The organism is Paenibacillus sp. J22P143, assembly GCF_059692035.1.
Genome location: NZ_JCAUAQ010000028.1, coordinates 1 through 26,589, shown reverse-complemented (window position 1 = coordinate 26,589; position 26,589 = coordinate 1). Strand labels below are relative to the sequence as shown.

Genomic DNA, 26,589 nt, shown 5'->3' with positions numbered 1-26,589 from the left:
AACTGCTTTTTTCAATTAATCGTGATGGGCTTCTTTTGCCTCACTTTGTCTGCGCCGACGAGCGACGCCTGATTCATAGGCTGCTTCCATGACGGCTTCTCTAACTTTTTCCACAACCGCATGGTTGAATACGCTTGGAATGATGTAGTATTCGTTAAGCTCATCCTCATTCACAACCGCTGCAATCGCCTTGGCTGCTGCAAGCTTCATCTCTTGCGTGATCTTGGAAGCCCGGCAGTCCAACACGCCGCGGAAAATACCTGGGAAACAAAGTACGTTATTAATTTGATTCGGATAATCCGAGCGACCTGTCGCCATAACGCGTACATATGGCTCCGCTTCCTCTGGGGTGATTTCTGGCGTTGGATTCGCCATCGCGAACACAATCGGGTCTGTCGCCATACGCTTCACATCATCTTGCTTAAGCACACCTGGTCCTGAAAGTCCGATGAAAATATCCGCACCAGAGATGACATCCGATAATGTCCCCCGTTCTAGACCAGGATTCGTATTCGAAGCATACCAATCCCAAGCTGGATTCGTGAATTCATCTCCTCGTACGATAGCTCCTTGACGATCCACACCAATGACATTGGTAACGCCCGCTGAGATCAGCATTTTGGTACACGCAATGCCTGCTGCCCCGATGCCTGTGATAACAACCTTACACGATTCCAGCTGCTTACCAACCAACTTAACTGCATTCAGCAGTCCAGCTAGAATGACAACCGCCGTTCCATGCTGATCATCATGGAAAACAGGAATATCCAGCTCATTAATTAAGCGTTCTTCGATTTCAAAACAACGCGGCGAAGAAATATCCTCCAAATTAATACCGCCAAATCCGGGCGCAATCGCCTTTACGGTACGAATAATCTCTTCCGTATCCTGCGTGTCTAAACAAATAGGGAACGCATCTACACCTGCCATTTGTTTAAATAGCATCGCTTTCCCTTCCATAACGGGCATTGCCGCTTCTGGTCCAATATTACCAAGTCCGAGAACGGCCGTACCATCTGAAACGACGGCAACGGTATTCCTTTTTATCGTCAATGAATGTGCCTTGCTCGGGTCTTCATGAATGGCCATACAAACCCTAGCTACACCAGGCGTATATACGCGGGACAAATCATCCCGATTTTTAATAGGTACTTTAGGCGTGACTTCAATTTTACCACCCAAATGAAGCAGGAAGGTTTGATCAGATACGTTAATGATGCGGACACCAGGAATACCTTTAAGCGCCTTCGTAATCGTTTCTGTATGCTCGGGATCACTAACTTTGACCGTAATATCGCGTGTTGTCGTTGTTTTGCTGGCCCGTGTGACGTCAATCGCCACAATATCGCCGCCTGCGTCACCAATCGCGGTAGCAATTTTTCCAAAGGTTACGAGTTCTTTATGTATTTCCAGTCGCACGATCACACTGGTTCCTCCGCCATTTAATCCAGCCATACTACGGATCACTCCTACGATTAATAGTTTAATTGACCACATGTTAGATAATAACATACAAGCTTTAGCATTCAAAGTTATCAGCCAAAAGACTTCTTTTGCGAGCCGATAGATACTTTTTATGGTAAATGAAAAGAGTTAGGAACGACTTTCAAAGATCGTGAAAAACCTTAGGAAAGACCTTCATAGATCGAACGGAGCAGGCTGACGCCTTGCCTGATCTCTGCCTCCGTCAAATGAGCAAATCCGAAGCAGGCGCCTGCTCTGTCGTCTGAGAGCGCGTAGTTGCCCGCGTCTGTCCAAGTAACGCCGGCAGCTCTGCATGCGGCTGCATAATCGGTGTAGGTGCGCAGGTCTCCGCGCCACCAACCGAACAGATGCAGCCCGCTGTCGCTGTCCACCCACTCGAAGAGGGTGGACAGCTGCTCCTGCAGCAGCGCTTGCAGGAGCAAGAACTTGCTCGCGTACACCCGCCGCATGCGGCGCAGGTGTCGCTCGTAGCCGCCGCTCGCCATGAAGGCGGCGAGCGAGCGCTGTTCGAGCAGCCCCGTTGGGTGCGGCTCGTATAGCCGCTTCGCGGCTACAAAAGCGTCGTGCAGCGCCTCCGGCAGCACGACATAGCCGATGCGCAGGTCCTGCAGCATCGTTTTGGAAAAGGTGCCGATGTAGACCACTCGGCCCTCTTGGTCCAGCACCTTGAGCGGCTCAATCGGCCGCCCGCGGTGCCTGAACTCGCTGTCATAATCGTCTTCGACGATGACAGCGCCTTGCTCCGCCGCCCAGCGCAGCAGCTGCTGGCGGCGCTCCAGGCTCAGCACCGCCCCCGTAGGGAATTGGCGGCTGGGTGTCACGAACAGCAGCCGCGCGTTCCACGGCTGCGGGATTAAACCTTGCCCGTCCACCGCCGCGTGGACGGGCACTCCCCCAGCCGCCAACACAGCGCGGCTGGCGCCTTGATACCCAGGGCGCTCCAGCACCACGGGATCGCCTGGGTTTACAAGCAGCTGGGTCAGCAAGGCAATCGCCTGCATCGACCCATTGACGATCACGAGGCGCTCCGGAGGCGCATCGATGCCTCGCATCCGCCTCAGATGCACCGCAATCGCTTCGCGAAGTGCGTAGTGCCCCTCGGCGATGTGAGCGTCCTCGTGCGGCGACTCCGTCATCCGCCGCACCTGCTCGTACATCCCGCGGTTCCACTGCTCCCGCGGGAACTGATCCATCTGCGGTCGCGCCACAACAAACGCAATCTCCACGCCAGCAGCTTCACTTACACGTTCCCGCTCTTTCCCTCGCTCTTTACCTCTAGCAGCATCACCTACATGTTCCCGCTCTTTCCATTCCTTAGCTCCAGTAATTCCACCTTCGCCTTCACGCTCTCTTTCCTGCGCCCTAGCTCCAGCAATTCCACCTTGACTATCCCGCTTTTCTCCCTTACTCCACCCCTCACTCACCCGAATACCCCAAGCCGATAATTCAATATTCTTTCCTGCATTCGACTTAGACATGAACAGACCATCCGCATAAACAACGAAAGTGCCCCTGCCGACATCCGCTTGCAAATATCCCTCAGCGATCAGCATATCGTACACCTGATTAACGGTCCCTCTGGAAATGCCAAGCATATCGGCTAATTCTCGACTTGAGGGCAGCCTGGTGTAGAGCTTCAGCTTATTCCCCACGATTTCATCGCGAAGCGCATGATACAAAGCAGCATATTTACTTGGATGTTGTGTGAGGTACACTTGAAACGGCAAATAGAAAGCCATAATACCCCTTCTTTTCTTTTTAAAATGGTACATAAAAATTGATATGAATTGGTTCTTTTTATGAATCCAATCTTACAGTATGCTATCTAAAATCGCATTAAAAAATTCCACATGTAAGGAGAAAACGAACAAATGAATCTACTGCCGCCAACCTTAGAAGGAACTCGCGTCACCCTGCTTCCCCTGCACGAATCACATCTTCCTAGCCTGACCGAGGCTGCGAACGACCCTACTATTTGGTCTAACATCATGACACCCTTGCTAAGCCCATCTGAGGTCCATACATTTGTATACCAAGCGCTAAAAGAGCAGGAAGCAGGACAAGGCATCCCTTTCAGCATTTATGATAAACTTACCGATACCATTGTCGGCAGTACGCGACTTTTTGATATCTCGGTTCCTCATCGGAATTTGGAGATTGGGCACACCTGGTACAATCCTAGCGTCTGGCGCACCCGCGTAAATACAGAATGTAAGTATATGTTGCTCCGATACTGCTTTGAGTCCCTGAACCTGCTCCGTGTTCAAATCAAAACCGACCTTCGCAATGAACGCTCGCAAGCCGCTATTGCCCGTTTAGGAGCCCAAAAGGAGGGCATTCTGCGTCAACATCGTGTGCTTTACGACGGCTATGTTCGAGATACCGTCATGTTCAGTATCCTCGATAAGGAATGGCCGCAGGTGAAACAACGACTGGAAGGTTTTTTAATCAATTGAACAACAAGTACTCTTCATTTGTGCGTTCTTCCATGACACTTGACTCATTTCTACCCGTTATATAGAAAATTTATTTAGCGCAGTGACGTACAGGTGCGAAAGTGATATAATAACTGGGAAAAAATGAAACGCTCATTGGAAGGAATGACCCACTCTTATGAATCCTTTGGCAAGTCAGTTAAACGAGACCCTGCAACGTGAAAATTCTCACGTACATGACATGCTTTCCGCATTAGGTAAATCGATTTACTTCCCGAAAGAAGGCATTCTCAGCCAATCGGCTGAAGCGAAGGCCAAAGCCAAGAAATTCAATGCTACTATCGGTATTGCAATCGAAAATGGTCAACCTATGCATCTGAAGGTCATTCAAGATACACTCTCCACCTACAATCCTAAAGATATATATGAATATGCTCCACCTGCTGGTAAGCCTGAGCTTCGTACGGCTTGGCGGAAAAAAATGCTCGAAGAAAACCCGGGCATTGGCAGCAAACTCATCGGCAACCCTATTGTAACGAATGCGTTGACACATGGTCTGAGTATCGCTGCCGATCTTTTTGCAGATGTAGGTGATGCCGTTATTATTCCAGATAAAAACTGGGAAAATTACGAGCTCACATTCGAGATTCGCCGCGGCGCTCAAATCGTGAACTATCCGCTTTATAACGACCAAGAAAGATTCAATTCCGCAGGATTGCGAGAAGCGCTTCTCGCTCAAAAGTCCAAAGGCAAAGCGATCGTCGTTCTGAATTTCCCGAACAATCCAACGGGCTATACGCCTGATGTTGAAGACGGAAGTGCCATTACAGCCGCGATCCAAGAAGCTGCAGAAGCAGGAATTAACGTTGTTGTCCTGACTGACGATGCATACTTCGGTCTTTTCTTTGAAAATTCCTTGCATGAATCCTTATTCGGTCAATTGGCTGATCTACACCCTCGTGTGCTTGCTGTCAAAATTGACGGAGCAACCAAAGAGGAGTACGTCTGGGGCTTCCGTGTAGGCTTCATTACGTATGCTGGACAAAGCGAAGCACTTCTTAGTGCACTTGAACAAAAAACAATGGGGATCATCCGTGCGACAATTTCCAGCGGACCTCATCCATCTCAAACCTTCGTGCTTCATGCACTGAACTCACCAGAATTCAATGTACAGAAGCAAGAGAAATACGAAATAATGAAAGGCCGCGCGAATCGTACGAAGTCTATTTTGGACAGCGGAAAGTTCGATGATGCATGGGGCTACTACCCTTTCAACTCTGGCTATTTCATGTGCTTGAAGCTCAAAACCGTCGATGCTGAAGCCTTGCGCGTCCATTTATTGAATCAACATGGCGTAGGTACAATCGCGCTAGGTTCGACTGATCTTCGTGTAGCATTCTCTTGCATCGAAGAAAGCAACTTGGAAGAGTTATTCAACATCATTTATCAAAGCGTTAAAGAAATAGAGACAGTTGCCGCAAGCAAATAGTAGGACAACGTAAAAAGAGGGCGTCCCAAAAGCCATGTATGTGGCGGGAGTCCTCTTTTTACATTGCTCACCACATTAGATAGAGGTTTTCTCATAACCAATGCCATTCCGTGGTAACATGGAAGTGCGAAATCACTAGACCTTGTTCTTGTAGTAAATACAGCTGTGAAGCATGTAAAATGCGAAAGTGCATCCTTTTTTTTCGAATTTGCTTCCCCATCTGAAATGCTTGCAAAAGTGCAACCATCTCCGGCGGCACTGCTCAATTTGGTACCTTTTCGGTCCTTAAGGATGCACTTTTGCATGAATTCATACATGCTTACCCGTTTCCCCATAAAATGGGTGTACTTTAGCATCTTTGACCATGTTCAAAATCTGAGGGTAACCTCTTTTCAATTAACTTAGAAGTTACATACGACAAATCATGTTTAGATCCTTCCCTAACCTCATCGAGCAAGTAAATACTGATGAAGTAAAGCGCTCACATATTTATATCGAACATTGCGGTGGCGGAGCTAGCACAAAGGTTGAGCTGCTTCGTGAATATCGACCGTTACCCACCTTGACCTCAGCTTCGTCAAATTCCTCGACAAGACCCCCGCCAATCATTTTTCCATCCAATAACACCATGGTGTAAGTTCCAAACAACATTGCATTCGTAAAATCGACATCTGTATGTATGATAGTCATCTATCCCCCTGAAAAGTAGTATACATACTACTTCTCTATTAAGTTCACAAATCCTTTTAGATTAGTTAGAATCACACAACCAGAATGGGCTCCAATATCAGGTTTGAATCTCAGTTACATATGCTCGACTTTTTCACTTTGGCTCATCGAATGTGCCGACTGCAGCCACCTTACCGCTGGCAAAATGAGAATCGCGACAGCAGCTAACACGCCTATCGCAACAATCCGGTTGTTTAACAAGAGTTGAACAACCAAGGAAAGCACAATGCCCCCTAAGTTGCCAAACAGCAGCAGAAGGCCTGTGACGGCGCCGACTGATTGCGGATCGGATTTGGCCTCTGCCAGCGAGAGCATCACGGGCAAATCGGCAAGTAGTAGAAAACCGCACACGGCCAGCAAGCTGATGAACATCCACTGTGGCATACCGACCGCTAGCCCAAGCAGAAGGAACACGCTCGCCACAAGTGAAAAGAGAACGACCACTCGCGCGCGCTGCCCGCGCAGCGCCCAGCGTGGCAGGGCCGCAGCGCCGACAATTCCTGCCGCTGTCATAACACCGATGCCAATGCCGACTTGCTGGGCATTGAAGCCAATAGCGCTGGCTAGCACTTCCAGCCAAGTCGCCAGCGTAATGAAAATGCCGAAGCCTGCGAACAATAGCAGGCTGAACAGTCTTACCCAACGCTGCGACCATAGGGTCGCAATTGCGCCGAACCCGAACGCGCTGCTCGTTTCAGCAGCCGCATCGACTTCAAAGACTGGCGCTCGTCTTAGCGCCACAAGCATCGCAATGGCGGCAATTACACTAATCGCCCCTTGCGACCACAAGACAGCCGGCATCCCCTGCCATGCCAATAGAAAAGGAACGGTAACGGTGGAGACAAGGATACCGACGAACAAACTGGCCGTACCTGCCGCAATCGCATTGGCTCGTTGCTCTGGACGCACATAGAGCACGGCTAATTTGTTCACGGCATTGAGTACAAGCGGCTGACCTACGGAGATCACAATCTGTCCGATTAAAGCATATTCGTAGCCAGGCAGGATGCGAATAAGCGCTCCAATCGCCGTCAACGCACCACCAATGAGCAAAGATCCGCGAAACCAACGGTCAGCAGCGATGCCAAATGGAATGGACAGCAATACGTAGACAAGTGGGAAAACGAGTGATAACCAGCCTACGGCATCAACAGAAACATGCCACTCGCGAGCAGCCGCCGTCGTAATCGGCGTAAATGTTACCCATAGCAGCTGAGTCACAGCCGCCAATAAGGCGTAAGCAGTGACGACCGACCAGCGAGATCGAGGCGCATCAGGCTCCATCTTCATGACACCTTCCCCTTTTCTATTCTTTGAATAACTTGAGACTTACCTCTTCCTAAAGAGCCGTATTTAAGGCTTAGTCAACATACGAATGATTTTCAACCCGATTTTGCTTGACGGATATCGAAAAGGGATATCGAACATCGTCGTCTGCTTTAATATACTTTTCATATGTGAAAATATTTGAAAGCTCATCTCACCATGATAGCTGCCCATTCCGCTCTCGCCAACTCCACCTACAGGCAAATGCGTTGAACCAAAATGCATCAGCGTATCATTGACACAACCGCCGCCGAATGAAATTCGCTCGAGCAAGGCATTCTGCACCTTTTTATCCTCGGAAAATACATAAAGTGCCAACGGCTTCGGTCGAGCATTGATCATAGCTACCACTTCATCGAGACTGTCATAGGTCAGGACAGGAAGAATAGGGCCAAAAATCTCCTCCTGCATGACGGGCATATCCCATGTAATCTGTTCAAGTACCGTCGGTTCGATTTGCAGCGTCTGATCATTAGCCAACCCACCGATAGCGACCTTTCCGTCATTCAAAAAACGATGCAAACGCTCGTAATGACGACGAGAAATGATTTTGCCGTAATCGGGGTCTTGCAGCGGCTTGTCGCTATAAAACGAAACAATAGCTTCTTGAAGATAGAAAATCAGCTTTTCTTTCACGCTCCGATGCACTAGCAAATAGTCTGGCGCAACGCAGGTCTGTCCAGCATTAGAGAACTTCCCGAAAGCGATCCGCTGCGCCGCCAGCTTCAAATGCGCGTCATGATGTACGATGCAGGGGCTCTTTCCGCCGAGCTCTAGCGTGACTCTCGTGAGCCGCTTCGCTGCCGCCTCCATCACAATTTTCCCGACGGCTACACTGCCCGTAAAAAAGATTTTGTCAAACGGCTGCTCCAGCAACGTACGACTTTCCTCCACGCCGCCTTCCACAACAGCTATATACTGCGGCTCGAAAGTGGCACGTAATATTTCGGTCATCACAGCAGACACAGCTGGCGCTAGCTCAGAAGGCTTCAACACAACCGTATTGCCAGCCGCAATCGCTCCCACTAACGGATCAAATGCAAGCATAAACGGATAATTCCACGGCGCAATGATAAGTGCCGCACCCAGTGGTTCAGGGATTATATAGCTTCGGCTCCCTGAATGTGTCATCGGCGATTTCACTTTTTTCGGTTTCATCCAACGTTTCAGATGCTTGATGACATGCGCAATTTCTTGATAGACGATGCCTATTTCAAACGCGTACGCTTCCTTCTCACCCTTATTCAAATCGGTGCGAAGCGCCTGGATAATCTCTGATTCCCGTTCGACAATCGCTTGCTTCAGCTTTTTGAGCTGTGTAAGACGGAAATCGAGTCCTCGCGTAGCACCGGTGTGGTAGTATCTTTTTTGCTGATCCATCAATTGGCTTATCGCCATACGTCTCTCATCCTCTCGGATATTTATATCCCGGCTATGCAATCACCATCATTTGCGAACGCTTACAAATCACTGTATTTAACAATTACATAATCCTACTATTTTACCACCCCAATCCCCACAGTGACAATATCACGATACATGTTGAAAAAAGCCCTGATTGCTCAGGACTTCTTTGACTATACTTATGCGTTCTTTTGCTTTGTTACACTTCTTTTAGTTCTTCTTATTCGTTTTGTTACACTTCTTTTAGTTCTTCTTACTCGCTTTGTTACACTTCTTTTAGTTCTTCTTACTCGCTTTGTTACACTTCTTTTAGCTGTTATCTTTTTCTTTAAGATGTACCTTTTTCTTCTTAGCAGTTTTAATTTTTTTCCTCTTCGCAGTATTAATTTTCTTCTTCTTAGCCGTTTTAACTTTACTCGTCTTTTCATAAATTCATTAATTTTCTGTTCATATAACGTGATATATTGGTCCACCATTGTAGAAGTCGTGAACTTGTTAAGCACATATTCTCTTAGGACATGTGATGGCGGGAATGACTCATTTAAAGCTTTGTACGCAAGTTCATCTATGCTATTGCATACTAACTGAGGAAAGCCTTCGAGTACCTCTAAAGCGGCACCATTGTTCAAGGCTAATACAGGGGTGCCTGAAATCATAGCCTCAATCAAAACAAGTCCAAAAGGCTCCTTCCAAATAGACGGAAAGAGGACACATCGAGCTCTCTTAAGGAGCTCCTGCTTTTGTTTGCCTGCAACTGCACCTATATAGTTAATGTTTTCATTATTATCAATACGGGGCTGTAAAATGTTTCGGAAATATGCTTCATCTTTAATGGGGCCGGCTATAATGAGCTTTTGGTGATTGCGTTCAGCGACTTCAATTGCATGAATGACGCCTTTGTCGGGGAGTATCCTCCCGATAAACAATAAATAGTCATCTTTTCCTTCACTGTACTCGTATTCATCCGGGTTGATTCCGTTGTGAACGACTTGACCGTTGGCACTGACATTTTCCCGAGCAGCGTGACTGACATAAACGGAATCATGGAATGCTATATTGGTAGGTAAATGATGAGTGGGTAACACGGGAATTCCCATTTTTCTTAATCTGACAATAGATGTAAAAGTGTGATCATGAATCAGATCTACTCTCGAAGGTCTTGTTTTACGGATAAATGCGGGTAAGTGTCGATCTGCGAAATATTTGGGGTAGGGTACTACCTTTGCTGAAACTTTACTTCCCTGAGGAGCATATAAAACAACCCTATGTCCACGTTTTACCAATTCCTGCGTAATTTCGTAAACAATTTTCTCCGTTCCAGCTGTGTCAACAGCTGATACAGGGGTACAGACTGGTGAAATGACTTGTAGGATTCTCAAGGTTCGTTTTTTGGGAGTTGTACGTTTTTGCGTAGTGTTAAATAACCCAAATAAGTCACGAATTTCTTTCGTTTCAACTGCTTTGCGATTGTACGCTCCGCCGCTTAATAGTTCTCGATGCATCCTTGCATATGCCCAGAAATGATCAGCATACTCTGGTTTAAATCCAATATAATAATTTATACATTTAGTTACAAAAAAGAGAATTTCCTCTTTAAACCTATAATCCGAGTGTGCATGTTCAATTAAACGGTCCCAGGCTCGTAAAATATCTAACACTTTGGGTCCGCTGCTATTTACGATAGAACCTGGTCTAGACCTTTTGTAATAATATAAGGGGATATTCAAATAAGCTGGCAAATTCGCAAGACTGATCAAAATCGGTGTTGATGCAACATCCTCATACCAAATATTCAAATACTGAATTTTTTGTAGTAATTCCTTTTTGTAGAGCTTATTCCATGGAACCACTTGAGCGTAAAGAATAGCCTGCTTTTGCGTAAAGATGTCTTGTGAATATCCCTTTTCTGGAATCGTCAGATCTTCCTCTTCATACCTGCTAAAATAATCACAAATCACCATGTCATGCCCATCTAAAGCTTTCGTATACAACATCTCAAACATATTGTTAGCAATCCAATCGTCCGAATCAACGAAACCGATATAGTCACCTCTAGACTGAGCAATCCCTACATTCCGAGAGTTACCTACACCTTGATTTTCAGCAAAGTGTATACTTTTAATACGTTCAGGTTTTTGATTCACGAACTCTTTAATAATTTCAGAAGAATGGTCTGATGAACCATCATTGATAATAACTAACTCCATGTCACTCCATATTGTTTGGTTAATTATAGATTGCAAACACTTACTGAGGAATTCCCCAGTATTGTATACAGTTACGATAACTGAAATTTTAGGACGAGCTGGTCCTGCTTCTTTTGAAATGATCTCTGTCGAGTCAAGAATTGGTTCCCCCTCCGCTTCTGTTGAATTTGATACATTCATATTCCCTCTTATTGACTACGGCTTGTGTATCTGCTGACTTCTCCTATAAATAGGTATGATTACTTCCGGTAATAGTGATTTGAATTAGGAACCGTTAATGCTTGCAAACCAATTGTAACCCACATTATGTATATAAATAGAAAATGAGCCCCTACAAGGAGCTCATCTTTAGAGATAGATATGAAAAAAAGCCTTGATTTTCAAGGCTTTTTTCTTGGGATGCGGTCGGGGGGATTTGAACCCCCACGCCTTGTGAGCGCCACCCCCTCAAGGTGATGGGGTGGCTTTGCTCGGTTCTGTTATAGTGGGTAAAAACCTTGATGTAGTGCGGATTTTCTACTCACCATTATGTTGCATTTGATTGCTCTTTGCTGCTTGTTGACGAAGTTCGTCAACAATTCGTCAACAAGTAGCATTTTTACATGAGTTCTTGAATTCTCATATCAAACTGGGGCGTCAGTTCTTGCAATAATGATAAGCAAATGCTTGCTCAAGATTCAGCTATTATTCTAAACGTAACCATCTTCGAATCTAGGTTTACAGAAGAAACTTTCCAACCAGCTAAAAGCCATGCCTTCGTATGAGGATGTGGATAATTCCCTCTCCACCAAGCTTTGTTACTAAAAGCTGAAACTGGAAGTCTACATCTACGTCCCAAAATATTTTGTAACTTATTCAATGTCATCGTTATTTCTTGTTCTGTAATACTACATAAATAATCGTATAAAGGCTTATATTTTCCTATCTCTTTACTACTTTCTTCTTACCTTTGCATTTTTTCTTCATTCTGAATTCAGTCATATATTGGTGGTATTTTTGAGGAAAAAATTCTTCACCGTTTATTACATTCGGAGCCAGTTTCGACAGTGAAGTAAGCGTCAATGGGATTCGTTATCTTCATGCTAGACCTCGTTCCACAATCTTCTGATATTGTCAAGACCGATTCTCGTACCTGCTTTGCATTCTTCCATACCTTCGAATTCAAGCGAAATGTACCCATCATAGCCAGAATCTTTGACCACGCGAAGCACTTCCCTCAAGTCGATGTCTCCGTGACCGACGATAGCGCCGCGCAAATAATTGCCGCTTGTGGTCTTAAACCAACCTTCTCCTGGATTCTGAAAAGAGGGACGGCGATAAAAGTCTTTTATATGCACCACAGAAGCGTAAGGTAGGTTGTTTTTTACAGCCGAAACGGGATCCTCATCGACACACATGAAATTGCCGATATCAAGCGTTGTCCGGAAGTTCTGTCGATCAACCGCTTGCACCAAGGCCTGCACCCGATCACTCGCCTGTATGAAATATCCATGGTTCTCGACGCTGGTCACAATGCCGTACTGTGCCGCATGATCCGCAATTTGCCTACATGCCTCCGTCAAGCGATCTAATTCCCGATGAAAGCTATGGATCGAGTTGTCGCTGCAGCGGGCAACGTCATGCCGCATCCGCTTAACACCTAGCCTCGCCGCAAGATCGACTTCCTCCTTCACACGCGCAATCTCCTGCTCATAGGCTTCCTGCGTGTCCGTAGCGAAATTGGCCCCGATTGCATAATTCGAGACATCGATCCCCCGTGACTTCACCTTTTCAAGAATAGTATCGGCTACCTCTGGCTGACCGGCCAATTGGAATCCAAATGGCCCGATCTCAACGTGCTCGCCTCCATGGTCGGCGATCCAATCGATCGCACCCAGAATGTCCATTTCTCCAGATTCCATAGCACGGAACAAACTATATGTACTTACGCCTAGTTTCATCCTTTTCACCGTCATTTTCCTTATGATTGGTTGATTACAGCTGAATCTCTGTCCCTTTAGCTGATGATTCATAAATAGCACATAACATTCTCATCATCGTAACGCCATCCTCAACCGGACTGATCGGTGTACTCCCCGTACGGCAGCAGGAGACGAAATGACTAACTTCGTTATGGAACGCTTCGGTAACATTCAGCGATTTATGATCCGTCTGAGGTGTTACATTCAAAATCGTGTCATGCTTCTCTGTCACCAGAAGCAGTTCTGGCTCCAGCTCTACGCCACCTTGATCTCCGTATAATTTCACAGTAGTCTCATCTTTCTTAGCGTGCAGCGTAAAGCTCACGTCTACGAGCAGAGAGGCCCCATTCTCGAAGCGGATCAACGCGTTTGCCATATCCTCGACAGCGTTCGTGCTTGGGTCGTAGTCTGCAGCTTTGTAAAACGATAGGTTGAGAACATGAGCGCGATTACCCAACTTCTTGTACGTATTGCCACTGACAGAAACAGGCTTCGGCCGCCCCATCAAATACCAGCACAGATCGATGACATGTACCCCGATATCGATGAGAGGGCCCCCACCTGAGCGCTCTTGATCCGCGAACCAGCCTCCCGGATTACCGAGCCTGCGGATGGAGGAAGCATTCGCATAGTATATTTCCCCCAGCTCGCCGTTGTTGATAAATCGCTTCACGAGCTGTGCATTCGCATCGTAACGACGCACGAACCCAACCTGCAGCGTTTTGCCCGTTTCACGCACCGCCTCTTGAATCTGAAGCGCTTCCTTAACCGTACGGCACAGAGGCTTTTCTACCAATACATGCTTGCCTGCACGCAATGCGGCTATACTTATCTCTGCGTGAGAATTGTTCCACGTACAGATGCTGATTGCTTCTACCTCTGGGTTAGCCAAAAGGTCCTTATAATCCGTATATACATGCGGTATTCCGTATGATTTCGCTTTCTCTTCAGCCCGCACTTGATTCAAATCGCAAACCGCAAACAGTTCCACTTCCTCCAGCTTCTGATACGCTTGTAAATGCAGACCGGATATCGATCCGACGCCAATGATGCCAATTTTGGTTTTCGATGCGATCATAAGTGCACATCCTCCTAAGTATGGTATAGCCTCTCGGCATTCGCCGTGGTAGATGGGAAAACGGATTCCTTATACCATCCGAGCTGTTTTCCTCCTACTTTCGTAGGGGGATTTTTTTATTTAAACCACATTCTGAACTGGTAAAAGAAGTTCAAGATATGGGGTTTTCTTTATCGAAACACTTGACTTTTACAAATATCCCCAAAATGGTGTGGGAAAGGCAGATTAATGTTCCCACTTCAAACACGTAGCTCCACATCGCTTCGATGTTCGCCGGCCTGACTCATGTGTATTGGTTATTATATAATTAATTGTATTGTGAGAATGTACGTGTATCTAGTTAACAAATCAACGAAAAATGTTCGGTATCAATGTTGTTATTCGATTCATTTCATCATCGAAGCTGTCCGGTGGGCAGCAACAGCGCCGCCCCCTACAAACACCTGCTCTGCTGCGTGCCAAGAAATATTGAAGCTGAAAACTCCAACAATATGTGGTGAGTCGGAGCGGATACGAGTAGTGAAGGCACTCTGCTTTTAGGCTTGATAGACAGAATCGATATGGGGACAGAGTACCTAGAGGCTTGGAAGGAAAAATTCGAGGGGTACGATCGTAACTTCTCATGGCGGAAAGAACAAGGCATGCCAATTCCAGAAGGAGTTATCATCATTAGCGACCATAAGTCCAATAATAGCAAACGACGCTGCTTCACATCTTCCCCCGTCAACAGACCGCCTCTGGAAACACCGATAAACACATCGGCTCCGCGGATCGCTTCCTGCAAGCTGCCCGACTGCGTGCCGACCTGCGGCTGCTCAGCAAGCCATGCCCACATAGGGTGGGCATACTCGCCGCCCCGCACAATGACACCATTCTGGTCGACCGGAATGAGCGTTTTCACGCCGGCTGCCAGCAGCATTTTGCAGATGGATACGCCTGCAGCGCCTATGCCGTTGACGACGACACGAGTATGCTCCATTCGTTTCCCTACGACTTTCAACGCATTAATAAGCCCCGCAGTTACACCATTAGTAGTACCATGTTGATCGTCATGAAAAATTGGAATATCCAACTCGTCGGCCAGGCGCGATTCGATCTCGAAGCAGCGCGGCGAGCTGATATCTTCAAGGTTAATGCCTCCGAAGATCGGGCTGATCGCTTTAATCGTTCGAATGATTTCTTCCGTATCTTTGGTATCAAGACAGATCGGAAACGTTACCAGTAAATATAGAGAAACAACTAGAATCGTTACATATATAACTATCCGGTAACCGATACCTGAGAAAAGCTGAAGTCCCGCTATACGCTGGGACAGTCCAAGCGTTTGAGGGGCAAACACCAGTACATTCCATCCGGCATAGGTTCCTAGATAAATAAGTGCAACACCGAAAACGGGATCCAGCTTTAATCCTCGTGCAATGACCAATCCTAAAGGAATAAAGCCAAAGAACATCGAACTCTTCCCAACAGCTTAGAGCGGGATTTTAGAAAAGGTGTTCCTGGGCTTGCCTTGCTCACTGACATTACCTCCCTCCCATATGGCCGCTCAGATCGGCTTATTTGTTGACCATTCTAGATGCGTCAACAGGAGAAATCCTCTCTAATAACCTATTCAGTCGCCTTACACTGGACATTGCTACAGACTCGATAGACACTCTCGTAAAGCATAGAAGGCTGAAACTGCATAAGGATGCATTTATCCATTCAGATCAAGGGAGTCATTATACGAACCCCAAATACCAAGAACTTTTAAAGCAAAAAGGGTTAGGGCAATCCATGTCTAGACGAGGGAATTGCTGGGACAATGCTCCACAGGAATCGTTTTTCGACCACCTGAAGGATCATGTTGACCACCGTAGTTGTTTATTATTAGGAGAATTACAAAGGAAGATTGACTGTTACATTCGCTACTACAACAATAATCGTATCAATGGGGATTTAAAAAGATGACCCGTGTGCAATACGTGCAATACAGGAATCATCTATTGTTAGCTGCCTAGACATACCAGACTTTTTTTAAGTGTCCTTGACAGATGGTCCAGATCATGTAGCCGTGAGGCCTTCTTTTTCCGTTTTATCAAAAATAGAAAAGCCTTATGATCACTAGTCGGAGTCTTTAAGGATCGCTGGTTCCACAGACATCAGCTAAAGCTTGTTGCATCAAGCAATGATGGGATTTTTCGAACTTTGACTTCTGTCTATCAGGCCTAAAAGCAGAGTGCCTTCACTACTCGTATCCGCTCCGACTCCCCACATAATTGTTGAAGTTTTCAGCTTCAATATTTCTTGACACGCAGCGGAGCAGGTGTTTATAGCAGGGGGCGGCGCTGTTGCTGCCCACCGGACAACTCCGAAGGAAAGTGTTTACCCCAACTTTTTTTGATGAAATGAATCGAATAACAACATTGATACCGAACATTTTTCGTTGATTTGTTAACTAGATACACGTACATTCTCACAATACAATTAAAATATAAAAACAAATACATAAGAGCGACCTCTCGTTCAGAAAGGATTCATCATGAGGCTATTCGCACGGCTTGTCAAGCAATGGGATATTCAAATAATGGTCGTTCCGGCAATTCTGCTGATTATCCTTTTTAACTACGTCCCTATGTGGGGAGTCCTGACCGCATTTCAGGATTACAACCCGGGAAAAGGGTTACTGCACAGTCCCTGGGTCGGTTTTAAACATTTCCAGATGTTTTTCAACGCCCCCGAATTTGGGCTGGTTATGCGGAACACAATTGTAATCAGTTTGCTGAAGTTGTTGATCGGGTTTCCAGCGCCGATCATTCTAGCACTTATGCTAAATGAAGTAAAGCATGCCGCCTTTAAACGTATTGTACAAACCATTAGCTATTTACCGCATTTTATTTCATGGGTTATCATTTCAGGATTCGTCATTTCCATGCTCGCGGTCGATAATGGCAGCGTTAACATCTTGCTGAAACAGTTCCATTTGATCCAAGAGCCGGTGAGTTGGCTGTCGATACCCGCGTATTTTTGGGCGATTCTGGTCACTACGGGGGTTTGGAAGGAAATCGGATTTGGCGCCATTGTCTACCTGGCTGCCATCGCGGGCGTCGATCCTCACCTTTACGAAGCGGCATCGATCGATGGCGCAGGGCGCTTTAGGCAAATCATTTCCATAACGCTTCCTTCGATCGCTCCGGTTATTATTATATTTATGATTCTGGCTGTGAGCCAAATACTCAATGCCGGCTTCGAAGAAATCCTGCTTCTAACGAATCAGGGAGTCAACGTCATACTGCGGCCTGTGTCCGATATTATCGACACGTATGTATATCGGGTGGGTATTATCAATTACCGCTATTCGTACGCTACGGCAGCAGGGCTGTTCAAATCTGTACTCAGTGTAGGCTTACTTATTGCAGCCAACTGGATTGCACGCAAACTTGGCAGAGCAAGCTTATGGTAGCGATGGGGAAAGGAAATGAGACCAACATGAAACGATCATACGAGGATTGGGTTTTGGACGGAGTTATCTACATCTGTTTAACGTTGTTGGCGTTTGCAACGTTGTATCCGTTCTTGAATTCACTTGCCATCTCCTTTAACGAAGGCAATGATACGGCATCCGGAGGCATTACATTATGGCCACGTGTCATTACTTTGGATAATTATGCTTACGTATTTCGGGATGGCAAAATGCTGCACGCATTCCTGATCACGATTTCCCGAACCGTTTTCGGCACTTTTTTATCGATATTGTTTACGTCCATGTTTGCGTTTGGACTGTCGCGACGCCAGTTGATCGGGAAAAAGTTCTACATGATTGTCTGTGTCATTACCATGTATTTCACCGGTGGACTAATTCCCACCTATCTGCTTATCCGCGACCTGCACCTGATGAACACATTCTGGGTACTGATCATCCCAGGTATGATCAGCGTGTGGAATATGATTATTTTCCGTACGTTTTTTCAAGGCCTTCCCGACGGTCTGGAAGAGTCGGCGAAAATCGACGGCTGCAACAATCTGACTACTTTTTTCCTCATCGTGCTTCCCATATCCGGCCCTGTCATGGCTACGCTCTCATTGTTCACGGCGGTTGGCCATTGGAATGCATGGTTCGATGCGACGATCTATTTGACGAACGAGAAACTACAGCCGATTCAAGTTGTGCTGAATCAGGTTATCAATTCAACGCTTGAGAAAGACCCTATGAAAGAAGTCAGCGCTACTGCCCAGCAAGTACATGCGAACTTGCAGGCTGTCACGCATCAATCCGTCGTGATGGCAACGATGATGGTGGCTACGATCCCGATCATGATGGTGTATCCGTTCGTGCAGAAATATTTTGTCAAGGGCGTATTGGTCGGATCGCTCAAGGAATGAAGACACTCTGTTGATAAATGTCAAAAATGGCTTTATCATAAAAAATGATTTTGAGAGGGGAAATTGATCGTATGAAGAAAAAGAAATGGGCAGGAAGCGCACTCGCACTGACATTAAGCCTGAGTGTTCTGACAGCAGGCTGTGGAGGCAATTCCGAAGGAGTAGCACCGTCTCCAAGCAGCGGCAGTAACGATCCGCAGAATTCGCCGTCAGCAGCAAAGCCGCTTACGTTCTCCTACTTCGAGTATGACGATACGTTCAACCCTTCACCATGGGGAGAAACCGTAACTACAAAGTGGATTCAAGAGAACAAGAAGGTCTCGATCAAATGGGTGACAAGCAATGGCGCCGCCCAGCAGAAATTCAATACAATGTTCGCAAGCGACGATTTGCCTGACGTCATCACAATGAGCCCCGGCCCGGAATTGGATCGCTTAATTGATTCCGGCAAAGTCATGGCACTGGATAGCTATATTGACAAATTTCCGAATCTGAAAAAATGGGCAGGTACTAAAACGCTTAATATGAACCGGGCGAAGGATGGCAAAATCTATACGTTCCCCGTGTGGTATATCAGCGAAAACTGGGCGAATGGCAACGGCGGCTATGGCATCAACCGCAAGGTGTACCAAGATTTGGGTTCACCAAAACTGGAAACTATTGCGGATTTCGAAGCTTACCTGCGCCTTGTAAAAGAGAAATATCCCGACTACGTTCCGCTTGAGGTCGGCAATATCGCAGCGATCTATATGCTGTACTCGGCATTCAAGGAGAACAATCCTCCGTTCTTCGTAAAAAATATGATGTTTCAAGACGGCGACAAGCTGCAGTCAATTACGGAAGATCCCGCATTCAAGGACTTTATTCTATTCGCAAGCCGTTTATTCCGCGACAAGCTGATGACTCAGGACGTCTTCACGCAGAAGAATGACCAGTTTGTGGAAAAGCTGAATCGTGGCAAGGTCGGAGTCGCGCTTGAAACGAACTTAACTTCATGGGCCAATAAGCCGAATGCCAAGCTGCGCGCGGAGGATCCGAACGGCGGATATGAATTTATTTGGCCTATTCACAAAGAGGGCCTCGATAAGAACAAGATTACAATTAACTCGTACAATTCGACGGGACCTGATAAAATGGTTATTACCAAGAAAGCGAAAGATCCAGAAAGCATCTTTTCGTATATGGACTGGCTGACAGGCGATGCAAATTTGATGTTCATTTACGGGCCTCCAGGCCTGTTCTGGGATAAGTTGGACGATAAGAGTGTACCGATTCTGAATGATAAATATACGAACATCGATAAAGCCGAGCTCGATAAGATGAAAATCAATGAAGGCTGGATGGCCGGCAATGTGAAACTCGTCGATTCAATCAAATCCGCTCTTAACGAAAAGCTACCGAAAGACAAACAGGATTGGGTCACGAATCAACAAGCGAATATCGCTTGGAAGACAAGCGCGAATGTCACCGCATTTGCCAATATCGATCCATCGCCTGATTCGGGGGAAGGCATCGTTCTACAGACTATAAAGGATATTTTCAACCAAGCCTTCTCCAAGATGATCTACGCGAAAAGTGATGAAGAAGTGCTCTCTTTCTTGAACAAAGCGAACGATGACATGAAGAAAGCCGGGTATCAAAAAGTGCTTGATTACCGGACGAAGAAATGGCAGGAAAATATAAAAATCATGAACGGTAATTAATAGCAGGTGCAGCTTTTATAGGAGAGTATACAATGTATACTCTCCACTGCTATATTTGGAGGAAAACGACCATGTTCGAGGTGATGCTTGTTGACGATGAACCGCTGGATTTGGAAGCGATGATACGGCTTGTTCCATGGGCCGAACTGAATATGAAGATCGCCGGAACCGCCTATCACGGAATTGCCGCCCTTGAATTATTAAGCCAGCGAACCTTCGATATCCTCATAACGGATATCCAGATGCCGATTATGTCCGGTCTCGAGCTTGCCGAGCAGGCGAAAAGCCGGAATCCTCTACTCAAAATCATCATCATTAGCGGCCATGAGGAGTTCCAATACGCCCGCAAAGCGATTGCGATGAACGCAATCTCCTATTTATTAAAACCTGTCAACGACCGGGAGTTGATCCATACGCTGCAGACCGTCAAAGAACAACTTCAATATGAGCAGGAGCGCTCCGAAAAAGAATCGCAAATGGAAGAGTCGCTTTCTCTGTTGCAGAATGAAATGATACTTCGATGGATGAAAGGTTCGCTTGATCCCCCGTTTGTTAAACATATCTTGAATAAATACGGCATTGAATGGCAGTCCGGCCATGGTTGTATCGCCCTCATCGAGATCGACGATCTGGCACGGGTGATGAAGCAGATTTCGTCCGAACAGCAAACCTCCTTTATTCATCATATCCATGCACAAATTACAAGACAAATCCGGGAAATGCGGCTCGGACTTATCTGCACAGTAGATGACAACAAAATCGCTCTGTTCATGAACGGCTTAACGTCTTCGCCTACAAAAGAACTGCAGTCGCTGGTCGATGCCATGAATCAAAACGGAAGTCAATCGATTACCGTGGCGCTCGGTCCTCTCGTTCCCGGGTTCAGTGGGATCCCTTCCTCTTACCGGGATGCGGAACAGGTGCTTGATGCCAAAATGTTTGTCGGCAAAAATCGCGTTCTCACCACCGAACAAACAGAAGGCGAAATTGTCCAGCAAACCGCCAATATGGAGAAGCTGTTCGACAAGCTGTTCCAGGCAACAGGGACATATGATCTCGTAAATATCCACGACTGTCTGGAGCATGTATTCGAGTTGGTGTGTAAACTCAGCGACAAGCTGTCAGTGTACAATTTCTCGATGTATGTCATTACCAAAATCGAATCCTATCTGCAGACGCTGAATACCAACTTGTACGAGCTCTTGAAAATCGAGCGCAAGTATATGGATGTGCTTTTTATGTTTGAAACGATTGACGACATTAAGTCTTGGCTGCGAAAAAAACTTTTCGAAATTTCCGAGCATTTGCATATGAAACGAAAGAAACCGAACCGCAAGCTGATTGGAGAAATCGATGTTTATATGACCGAGAGCCTCAATCAATCTTTACAGCTGCGCGATGTAGCCAAATTGTTTGGGTTTTCCCCCAATTATTTGGGCTATTTGTTCCGGGAAGAAATGAATATGTCTTTTAACGATGCTCTGATTAGAAAACGAATGGAAAAGGCACGCGAGCTGCTAAAAGATCCGAAATTGAAAATTTACGAAATCGCTGCGCAAGTCGGCTATCAGAATCTCGCCTTTTTTAGCCGTCATTTCAAGCAAAGCTATGGGTTAACGCCTGGCGATTATCGAAAAAAAAGTTGAGCGTGGTCACATGAAATTCCGATATAAACTATTACTATCCTACTTACTGCTCGTGGTTGCTCCGATCGTCGCCATCGGATATTTCGCTTACACGTCATCCGTACAGTATGTAAAGGAGCAAACCAGACAAAATGTTGCCGCTACACTAAAGCAGGCCAATGATAATATTATGGAAAAAATGAAGGTGATTGAGCGGGTGGACAATCAGATTTACCTCGACCAGTCACTTCAGCAATTGCTGCATAAAACATACAGCCCGTACGAGAGTTATCAAGTCACTAAAGATAGCCTGACGCCGAAGCTGGATTCAGCTTTGAATCTGACCTCGAACCCCATTCTTCTGGATATATATGTTTTTAATTCTACTCTGCCTGAAATCTACTATATGAAGGACGACGTTACTCCGATTAGCGGAAAGCGCTTCGAGCTTTATCAATTGGAACGCATCGCGTACAAAAACTGGTATCTGCAGTTTGCAATGGCGAAGGAACAGTCCTTATGGCGACAGGTCGATGATGACGTAAGGTTCGGCAATGTTTCGCTCCTGCAAAAATTGATGCATTTCCAAACCGTATCGACGATTGGCGTCATGCGCATCACGGTGAACCTGAACGATTTATTCGGAGATTTGAATTACAATCGAAACGAGCAAGATACGCCAAGATTTTGGATGGTCAATAGTCCGGAAGGAAACAGGATCTATGAAAGCAGCCAAAACCCGATCCCCAAAGACTGGAAATCACATCCTGAACGGTATTTGCTTGAGCAGCAGCCATTAGAGGGATTGAATTGGAATCTGGCAGTGCTCGTACCACTTCAAGAATTGGAACAAGGCGCCCATAAAGTCCGCAAACTTACGCTTCTTATTTGCTTGGCCAGCTTTGCTCTTCTTGCAGCTGTCAGCGCAGCGGTCTCGAACTATTTTTCTAATCATATCAAACGGATCGTGCATTCTCTTCACTCCTTCCAAGAGGGGAAATTCACCAAACGCATTCCATACTCAAGCCATGATGAGCTTACGCAAATTTCGATTGCGTTCAATGAAATGGCCCAGAACATTGAAGGACTTATTCAAGAAGTCTATGAAGGCAACCTGCGAAAAAAGGAAGCAGAACTCGAAGCGCTTCAAGCGCAGATCAAGCCGCATTTCTTATACAATACGCTTTCATCGATCAGCAGGCTTTCACGTCTCGGGGAGACGGAGAAGCTGCACAGGATGGTAAGCGGACTGGCCGCCTTCTACCGGTTGACGTTGAATCAGGGGAAGTCGATCATTCCAATTCATAAGGAAGTAGAACAAGTTCAAGCTTATATCGACATCCAGAAGATCAAACAAATGGAAAGGCTGGAGGTCAGTTTTGACATTTCGTTTCCGCTGCTGAATTATGATACGCCGAAGCTAATTCTGCAGCCTTTCGTTGAAAATGCGCTGGAGCACGCCATGTTCGGAGACAAGCTCCACATTCGGATCGTCGCTCATCAGGAAGGAAGTAATATTGTTTTCAAAATTATTGATAATGGGATCGGCATGAGTAAAGAGCGTTTACGTGAGGTCGGATACAAGACAGCAGCAGGCTATGGAATTCGGAATGTCGATGAACGAATCCGCCTGCAGTTCGGAGAGGCATTCGGCGTCTCGCTCTATAGCGGAATCGGGATCGGGACGACAGTAAGGGTAGTCATACCTGCTTATAAGGAAAGCTGATTTTCGGCGGGAACCGGAAAGGATGCTCGAACTTCAGTTTATAAAATTGGGGAAGTTGCATCGAACATCAACTCTCCTGTAAATATAAATGTTGATTTGATCGGTGCTCTTAAAGTAAAAGTTATCTTTAAATTTAATAATAGAGACTATGGTGAGGCAACTGGTGATTTTGGATTAGTAGACGTCGAATTCATCAATTAAGACTATGCACGAAGGCCGAGGGTGTAACAGCCTCTGCCTTTCTTTGTATTACAGGGGGGACTTAATTTACATATATATCCAATGTATGTTCTTAAATAAAACGTACATTCACTTGAAGTAGCAGACCTCGCTCGGGAAGTTTGAAACAACGTCAATAAAAAAACACGAGTGACCTGTAAATGAGGCCAAATGTGTTTTTTATTGCACGTTATCAGCACTTTAAGCGGAAAATTTGAAACCGATCGTGGATACATTGATCGGTAAGCCGGTATCAGGTTACACAGACCACTGTAGCCATCCAGGGAACCGGTAAAGCCGCTTTTTCATTCGTGATCATAGTCGTATCTGTCAACATTTACACAGGGCTTCCACACCATTTAAGATATGGAAAGAACAAGCGAACTCGGGACGATGGCTTAAACCAATTGGCTATGTCGGTATTACAACTTAAGTTGTATGCCGAAGTGCGCGCAGGAAGAATTCCCCATGCTCGAATAGGTTCTAAAATAATTTTCCGCCGCGACACCTTGGAAGCATGGTTCAGGCAACAGGAACTAGATAACTTAAGATGATTCTGAAGTCGCTCAAGCTTTCATTGGACTTAGGATTGGGATCATCATCAATGCAGCAGAGTATACTTCCATATGCTTCCTATCCCCTCCCTATGGCCTCAATGCGTTCGTTTGATTATGTACACAACAGAAATAGCCCGTAATGTATAAAAGTCACATTCAACATACGTGATTCGTTAACAGTGCTATTTCTGAATCTGCAAAGCGGAAAAGATCTGCAACTGCTGCCCCAGAATTACTACTAGTGTGAGAACGCACTAAGGGTGCGTCCGCCTTTTGTTTTCCAATAATGAATGCATATGGCTGGTCATGCACTATGAATCCTTCCATATGCCTTCAAATTGGGACTAGCTAATGGTTTGACTCTCGCTTTCGCCATTCTCACTGAAGCTACAATTTTGCCCTTTCCAGATTAGAATCATTACTAACGAGATGCTCTTTCCATTTTCTTGATAATGACTTCTCATCTTTAACATACTAAGATCAATGTGTTCAATGTTATCTATAGCCACTATATTAATTTGGGTTAAAGGTGATTTGGATACAATACAAAAAAATGGAGGATATCGCCTATGGCTAGCGTTCAAAAAAGAGGTACCGGATCATATCTGCTAGTAGTTGAAGCAGGTTATGGGCCCACAGGTGAGCGAATTAAACGTACGAAAACGGTAAAGGCGGAGGGCGTTCGTGAAGCCCGTAAGATGCTCGCAGAATTCCAAACAGAAGTGGAATCGGGAGAATATATCTCACCTCAAAAAATGACGTTAGGGGCCTTTGTCGATGAATGGAGAAGCAAGTATGCAACCAAAGAACTTGCCCCCCTCACGCTTAAGAACTATGATCTACATTTAAAAAATCATATTCTTCCTGTATTCGGGCATCTGAGGATGGACCAAATCAAACCTTTGCACATTGTCTCATTTCTCGATGACCTAAGTAAACCAGGCGCTCGAAAGGATGGGCAAGGTGATACACTCTCAAGCGGCACCATCGAATATATTTACCGTGTGGTCAAAAGCCTATTTAACCGCGCTATGGACTGGCAGATGCTCAAGAAACATCCAATGGAGTAATACAACTAGAAATGATGTACTACGATGAGAATGAAGCACAACTTGCAATCGAAGCATTATATACAGAACCCACGATGTGGCGATTGTTTTGCATTGGAGCGATCCTAGGTGGTTTTCGATGAGGTGAGTTGATCGGATTGGAGTGGAACGATGTGAATTACGAGAAATGCACCATATCCATAAACAAGAGCATTTCACTAACATTAGGTGGCCAAGCTCAAGTAAAGGCTCCTAAAAGCAAATCTTCAAAAAGAACAGTCACAATGCCAGATTGGTATATGCAAGAGATGAAGAGATTCCATCATAATTGGAAGGTAGATAAAATGGAAGCAGGGGAACTTTGGGAGGGGCAAGGACATCAATATGTGTTCCAAGTTGGTTTCGGCAAGCCCTTGTACCATTCATCGCCTACCCATTGGTGGAAGAAGTTCACAGAGCGCCATAACCTAAAATTCATTCGTCTTCATGATCTTCGGCACAGCGCGGCAACAATTTTGATCCAAATTGATGTGTCCATGAAAGCGATCCAAGAACGATTAGGTCATTCCAAGCATCAAACCACTGCAGACCTGTACGCTCACGTCGCCCAGTCGGTAAGCAGAGCAGCTGCGGATAAATTAGAAAAGTTCAATCCTCGTCTAAATATTTCGTCAACAGTTCGTCAACAAGGGTAATTTATGAAGCTGTACTACCGCATTCATTCCATCTGTTATAAAACAGAAAAAACCCTTATACAACAAGGGTTTCGAGCTTTTAAAGCTGGGATGCGGTCGGGGGGATTTGAACCCCCACGCCTTGTGAGCGCCACCCCCTCAAGATGGTGTGTCTGCCGTTCCACCACGACCGCTTAGATATACTGGGGATCTTAGAAAATGAAAAAGGGCGGACGACGGGACTTGAACCCGCGAATGCTGGATCCACAAACCAGTGCGTTAACCCCTTCGCCACGACCGCCACAGTAGGGATTTATTCCCTGAAGACTAGATACGAAACTCACGTAAAGTTAGATTACTTAGATATCTGAGAGACTTTGACGTAAGTCAAAGATCCCTATATATGGTTAAGCCCTCGACCGATTAGTATTCGTCAGCTGCATACGTTGCCGCACTTCCACCTCGAACCTATCAACCTCGTCGTCTACAAGGGGTCTTACATACTGGGAAATCTCATCTTGAGGGGGGCTTCGCGCTTAGATGCTTTCAGCGCTTATCCC

Annotated in this window: 20 protein-coding genes, 2 tRNA genes, 1 rRNA gene and 2 pseudogenes; 11 read left to right on the top strand and 14 right to left on the bottom strand. The window is 45.9% G+C overall.

The annotated features are described in order from the left end of the window. Positions 1–15: 15 nt before the first annotated feature. Positions 16–1,455 (bottom strand): NAD-dependent malic enzyme, encoded by a 1,440-nt coding sequence (locus AC58PQ_RS25120; protein WP_497246480.1) that lies wholly within the window; start codon positions 1,453–1,455, stop codon positions 16–18. 170 nt (positions 1,456–1,625) lie between these two features. Next, positions 1,626–3,224 carry a MocR-like pyridoxine biosynthesis transcription factor PdxR gene (gene pdxR, locus AC58PQ_RS25115; protein ID WP_497246478.1) on the bottom strand — a complete coding sequence of 533 codons (1,599 nt, stop codon included), beginning with the start codon at positions 3,222–3,224 and terminating at the stop codon, positions 1,626–1,628. Positions 3,225–3,356: 132 nt separating this feature from the next. Between pdxR and AC58PQ_RS25110 the strand changes: the two genes are divergently transcribed. Both AC58PQ_RS25110 and AC58PQ_RS25105 read left to right on the top strand, forming a co-directional pair. Beyond that, entirely contained in the window at positions 3,357–3,941 is a 585-nt protein-coding gene (locus AC58PQ_RS25110; RefSeq protein WP_497246476.1) for a GNAT family N-acetyltransferase, read from the top strand. A gap of 157 nt (positions 3,942–4,098) precedes the next feature. Then, a complete protein-coding gene (locus AC58PQ_RS25105; RefSeq protein ID WP_497246474.1) occupies positions 4,099–5,409 on the top strand; it encodes an aminotransferase class I/II-fold pyridoxal phosphate-dependent enzyme in 1,311 nt (436 codons plus the stop codon). Between the two features lie 489 nt (positions 5,410–5,898). Here the strand turns inward: AC58PQ_RS25105 and AC58PQ_RS25100 are convergent, their stop codons facing one another. From AC58PQ_RS25100 to AC58PQ_RS25060, 9 genes and pseudogenes are all read right to left on the bottom strand, one after another. Then, entirely contained in the window at positions 5,899–6,099 is a 201-nt protein-coding gene (locus tag AC58PQ_RS25100) for a hypothetical protein (protein WP_497246472.1), read from the bottom strand. A gap of 114 nt (positions 6,100–6,213) precedes the next feature. Then, a complete protein-coding gene (locus tag AC58PQ_RS25095) occupies positions 6,214–7,428 on the bottom strand; it encodes an MFS transporter (RefSeq protein WP_497246470.1) in 1,215 nt (404 codons plus the stop codon). Positions 7,429–7,491: 63 nt separating this feature from the next. Further along, positions 7,492–8,862 (bottom strand): aldehyde dehydrogenase, encoded by a 1,371-nt coding sequence (locus AC58PQ_RS25090; protein ID WP_497246468.1) that lies wholly within the window; start codon positions 8,860–8,862, stop codon positions 7,492–7,494. A 185-nt stretch (positions 8,863–9,047) separates the two neighbouring features. Continuing rightward, positions 9,048–11,255, bottom strand: coding sequence for a glycosyltransferase (locus AC58PQ_RS25085; RefSeq protein WP_497246466.1), 2,208 nt, complete (start codon positions 11,253–11,255; stop codon positions 9,048–9,050). 490 nt (positions 11,256–11,745) lie between these two features. Beyond that, entirely contained in the window at positions 11,746–12,000 is a 255-nt protein-coding gene (locus tag AC58PQ_RS25080) for a DUF7662 domain-containing protein (protein ID WP_497246540.1), read from the bottom strand. A 157-nt stretch (positions 12,001–12,157) separates the two neighbouring features. Further along, positions 12,158–13,015, bottom strand: coding sequence for a sugar phosphate isomerase/epimerase family protein (locus AC58PQ_RS25075; protein WP_497246538.1), 858 nt, complete (start codon positions 13,013–13,015; stop codon positions 12,158–12,160). Positions 13,016–13,049: 34 nt separating this feature from the next. Beyond that, the gene (locus AC58PQ_RS25070) at positions 13,050–14,114 is read right to left on the bottom strand and encodes a Gfo/Idh/MocA family protein (protein ID WP_497246464.1); all 1,065 of its coding nucleotides are present in this window, start codon (positions 14,112–14,114) and stop codon (positions 13,050–13,052) included. A 706-nt stretch (positions 14,115–14,820) separates the two neighbouring features. After that, positions 14,821–15,327: pseudogene (locus AC58PQ_RS25065) on the bottom strand (malic enzyme-like NAD(P)-binding protein); the annotation flags it as partial. Positions 15,328–15,336: 9 nt separating this feature from the next. Then, positions 15,337–15,567: pseudogene (locus tag AC58PQ_RS25060) on the bottom strand (YfcC family protein); the annotation flags it as partial. 107 nt (positions 15,568–15,674) lie between these two features. Here AC58PQ_RS25060 and AC58PQ_RS25055 point away from each other — a divergent pair. The 9 genes from AC58PQ_RS25055 (at position 15,675) to AC58PQ_RS25015 (ending at position 26,050) form a co-directional block, all read left to right on the top strand. Further along, positions 15,675–16,064 (top strand): DDE-type integrase/transposase/recombinase, encoded by a 390-nt coding sequence (locus AC58PQ_RS25055; protein ID WP_497246462.1) that lies wholly within the window; start codon positions 15,675–15,677, stop codon positions 16,062–16,064. Between the two features lie 571 nt (positions 16,065–16,635). Next, the gene (locus AC58PQ_RS25050; RefSeq protein WP_497246460.1) at positions 16,636–17,556 is read left to right on the top strand and encodes an ABC transporter permease; all 921 of its coding nucleotides are present in this window, start codon (positions 16,636–16,638) and stop codon (positions 17,554–17,556) included. Positions 17,557–17,582: 26 nt separating this feature from the next. Continuing rightward, the gene (locus tag AC58PQ_RS25045; RefSeq protein ID WP_497246458.1) at positions 17,583–18,476 is read left to right on the top strand and encodes a carbohydrate ABC transporter permease; all 894 of its coding nucleotides are present in this window, start codon (positions 17,583–17,585) and stop codon (positions 18,474–18,476) included. Positions 18,477–18,547: 71 nt separating this feature from the next. Then, entirely contained in the window at positions 18,548–20,179 is a 1,632-nt protein-coding gene (locus tag AC58PQ_RS25040) for an extracellular solute-binding protein (RefSeq protein WP_497246456.1), read from the top strand. 71 nt (positions 20,180–20,250) lie between these two features. Continuing rightward, a complete protein-coding gene (locus AC58PQ_RS25035) occupies positions 20,251–21,825 on the top strand; it encodes a response regulator (RefSeq protein ID WP_497246454.1) in 1,575 nt (524 codons plus the stop codon). A gap of 10 nt (positions 21,826–21,835) precedes the next feature. Then, on the top strand, positions 21,836–23,530 hold the full coding sequence (locus AC58PQ_RS25030; RefSeq protein WP_497246452.1) for a sensor histidine kinase: 1,695 nt from the start codon (positions 21,836–21,838) through the stop codon (positions 23,528–23,530). Positions 23,531–24,162: 632 nt separating this feature from the next. After that, a complete protein-coding gene (locus tag AC58PQ_RS25025; RefSeq protein WP_497246536.1) occupies positions 24,163–24,303 on the top strand; it encodes a helix-turn-helix domain-containing protein in 141 nt (46 codons plus the stop codon). Between the two features lie 572 nt (positions 24,304–24,875). Then, entirely contained in the window at positions 24,876–25,376 is a 501-nt protein-coding gene (locus AC58PQ_RS25020; RefSeq protein ID WP_497246450.1) for a tyrosine-type recombinase/integrase, read from the top strand. A 152-nt stretch (positions 25,377–25,528) separates the two neighbouring features. Then, a complete protein-coding gene (locus AC58PQ_RS25015) occupies positions 25,529–26,050 on the top strand; it encodes a site-specific integrase (protein ID WP_497246448.1) in 522 nt (173 codons plus the stop codon). Positions 26,051–26,141: 91 nt separating this feature from the next. Here the strand turns inward: AC58PQ_RS25015 and AC58PQ_RS25010 are convergent. The 3 genes from AC58PQ_RS25010 to AC58PQ_RS25000 all read right to left on the bottom strand — a co-directional run. Continuing rightward, positions 26,142–26,223: transfer RNA gene (locus tag AC58PQ_RS25010), tRNA-Leu, on the bottom strand. Between the two features lie 34 nt (positions 26,224–26,257). Beyond that, positions 26,258–26,330, bottom strand: a tRNA-His gene (locus tag AC58PQ_RS25005). A gap of 102 nt (positions 26,331–26,432) precedes the next feature. Continuing rightward, positions 26,433–26,589: ribosomal RNA gene (locus tag AC58PQ_RS25000) — 23S ribosomal RNA — on the bottom strand; the annotation flags it as partial.

What these genes read in the sequence shown, in the direction of transcription:
- AC58PQ_RS25100 (WP_497246472.1), bottom strand. Translation starts at nt 6,099, where the DNA reads ATGACTATCATACATACAGATGTCGATTTTACGAATGCAATGTTGTTT.
- AC58PQ_RS25085 (WP_497246466.1), bottom strand. Translation starts at nt 11,255, where the DNA reads ATGAATGTATCAAATTCAACAGAAGCGGAGGGGGAACCAATTCTTGAC.
- AC58PQ_RS25035 (WP_497246454.1), top strand. Translation starts at nt 20,251, where the DNA reads ATGTTCGAGGTGATGCTTGTTGACGATGAACCGCTGGATTTGGAAGCG.
- AC58PQ_RS25040 (WP_497246456.1), top strand. Translation starts at nt 18,548, where the DNA reads ATGAAGAAAAAGAAATGGGCAGGAAGCGCACTCGCACTGACATTAAGC.
- AC58PQ_RS25045 (WP_497246458.1), top strand. Translation starts at nt 17,583, where the DNA reads ATGAAACGATCATACGAGGATTGGGTTTTGGACGGAGTTATCTACATC.
- AC58PQ_RS25030 (WP_497246452.1), top strand. Translation starts at nt 21,836, where the DNA reads ATGAAATTCCGATATAAACTATTACTATCCTACTTACTGCTCGTGGTT.
- pdxR (WP_497246478.1), bottom strand. Translation starts at nt 3,224, where the DNA reads ATGGCTTTCTATTTGCCGTTTCAAGTGTACCTCACACAACATCCAAGT.
- AC58PQ_RS25025 (WP_497246536.1), top strand. Translation starts at nt 24,163, where the DNA reads ATGTCGGTATTACAACTTAAGTTGTATGCCGAAGTGCGCGCAGGAAGA.
- AC58PQ_RS25075 (WP_497246538.1), bottom strand. Translation starts at nt 13,015, where the DNA reads ATGAAACTAGGCGTAAGTACATATAGTTTGTTCCGTGCTATGGAATCT.
- AC58PQ_RS25020 (WP_497246450.1), top strand. Translation starts at nt 24,876, where the DNA reads ATGGCTAGCGTTCAAAAAAGAGGTACCGGATCATATCTGCTAGTAGTT.
- AC58PQ_RS25090 (WP_497246468.1), bottom strand. Translation starts at nt 8,862, where the DNA reads ATGGCGATAAGCCAATTGATGGATCAGCAAAAAAGATACTACCACACC.
- AC58PQ_RS25050 (WP_497246460.1), top strand. Translation starts at nt 16,636, where the DNA reads ATGAGGCTATTCGCACGGCTTGTCAAGCAATGGGATATTCAAATAATG.
- AC58PQ_RS25120 (WP_497246480.1), bottom strand. Translation starts at nt 1,455, where the DNA reads ATGGCTGGATTAAATGGCGGAGGAACCAGTGTGATCGTGCGACTGGAA.
- AC58PQ_RS25095 (WP_497246470.1), bottom strand. Translation starts at nt 7,428, where the DNA reads ATGAAGATGGAGCCTGATGCGCCTCGATCTCGCTGGTCGGTCGTCACT.
- AC58PQ_RS25070 (WP_497246464.1), bottom strand. Translation starts at nt 14,114, where the DNA reads ATGATCGCATCGAAAACCAAAATTGGCATCATTGGCGTCGGATCGATA.
- AC58PQ_RS25105 (WP_497246474.1), top strand. Translation starts at nt 4,099, where the DNA reads ATGAATCCTTTGGCAAGTCAGTTAAACGAGACCCTGCAACGTGAAAAT.
- AC58PQ_RS25110 (WP_497246476.1), top strand. Translation starts at nt 3,357, where the DNA reads ATGAATCTACTGCCGCCAACCTTAGAAGGAACTCGCGTCACCCTGCTT.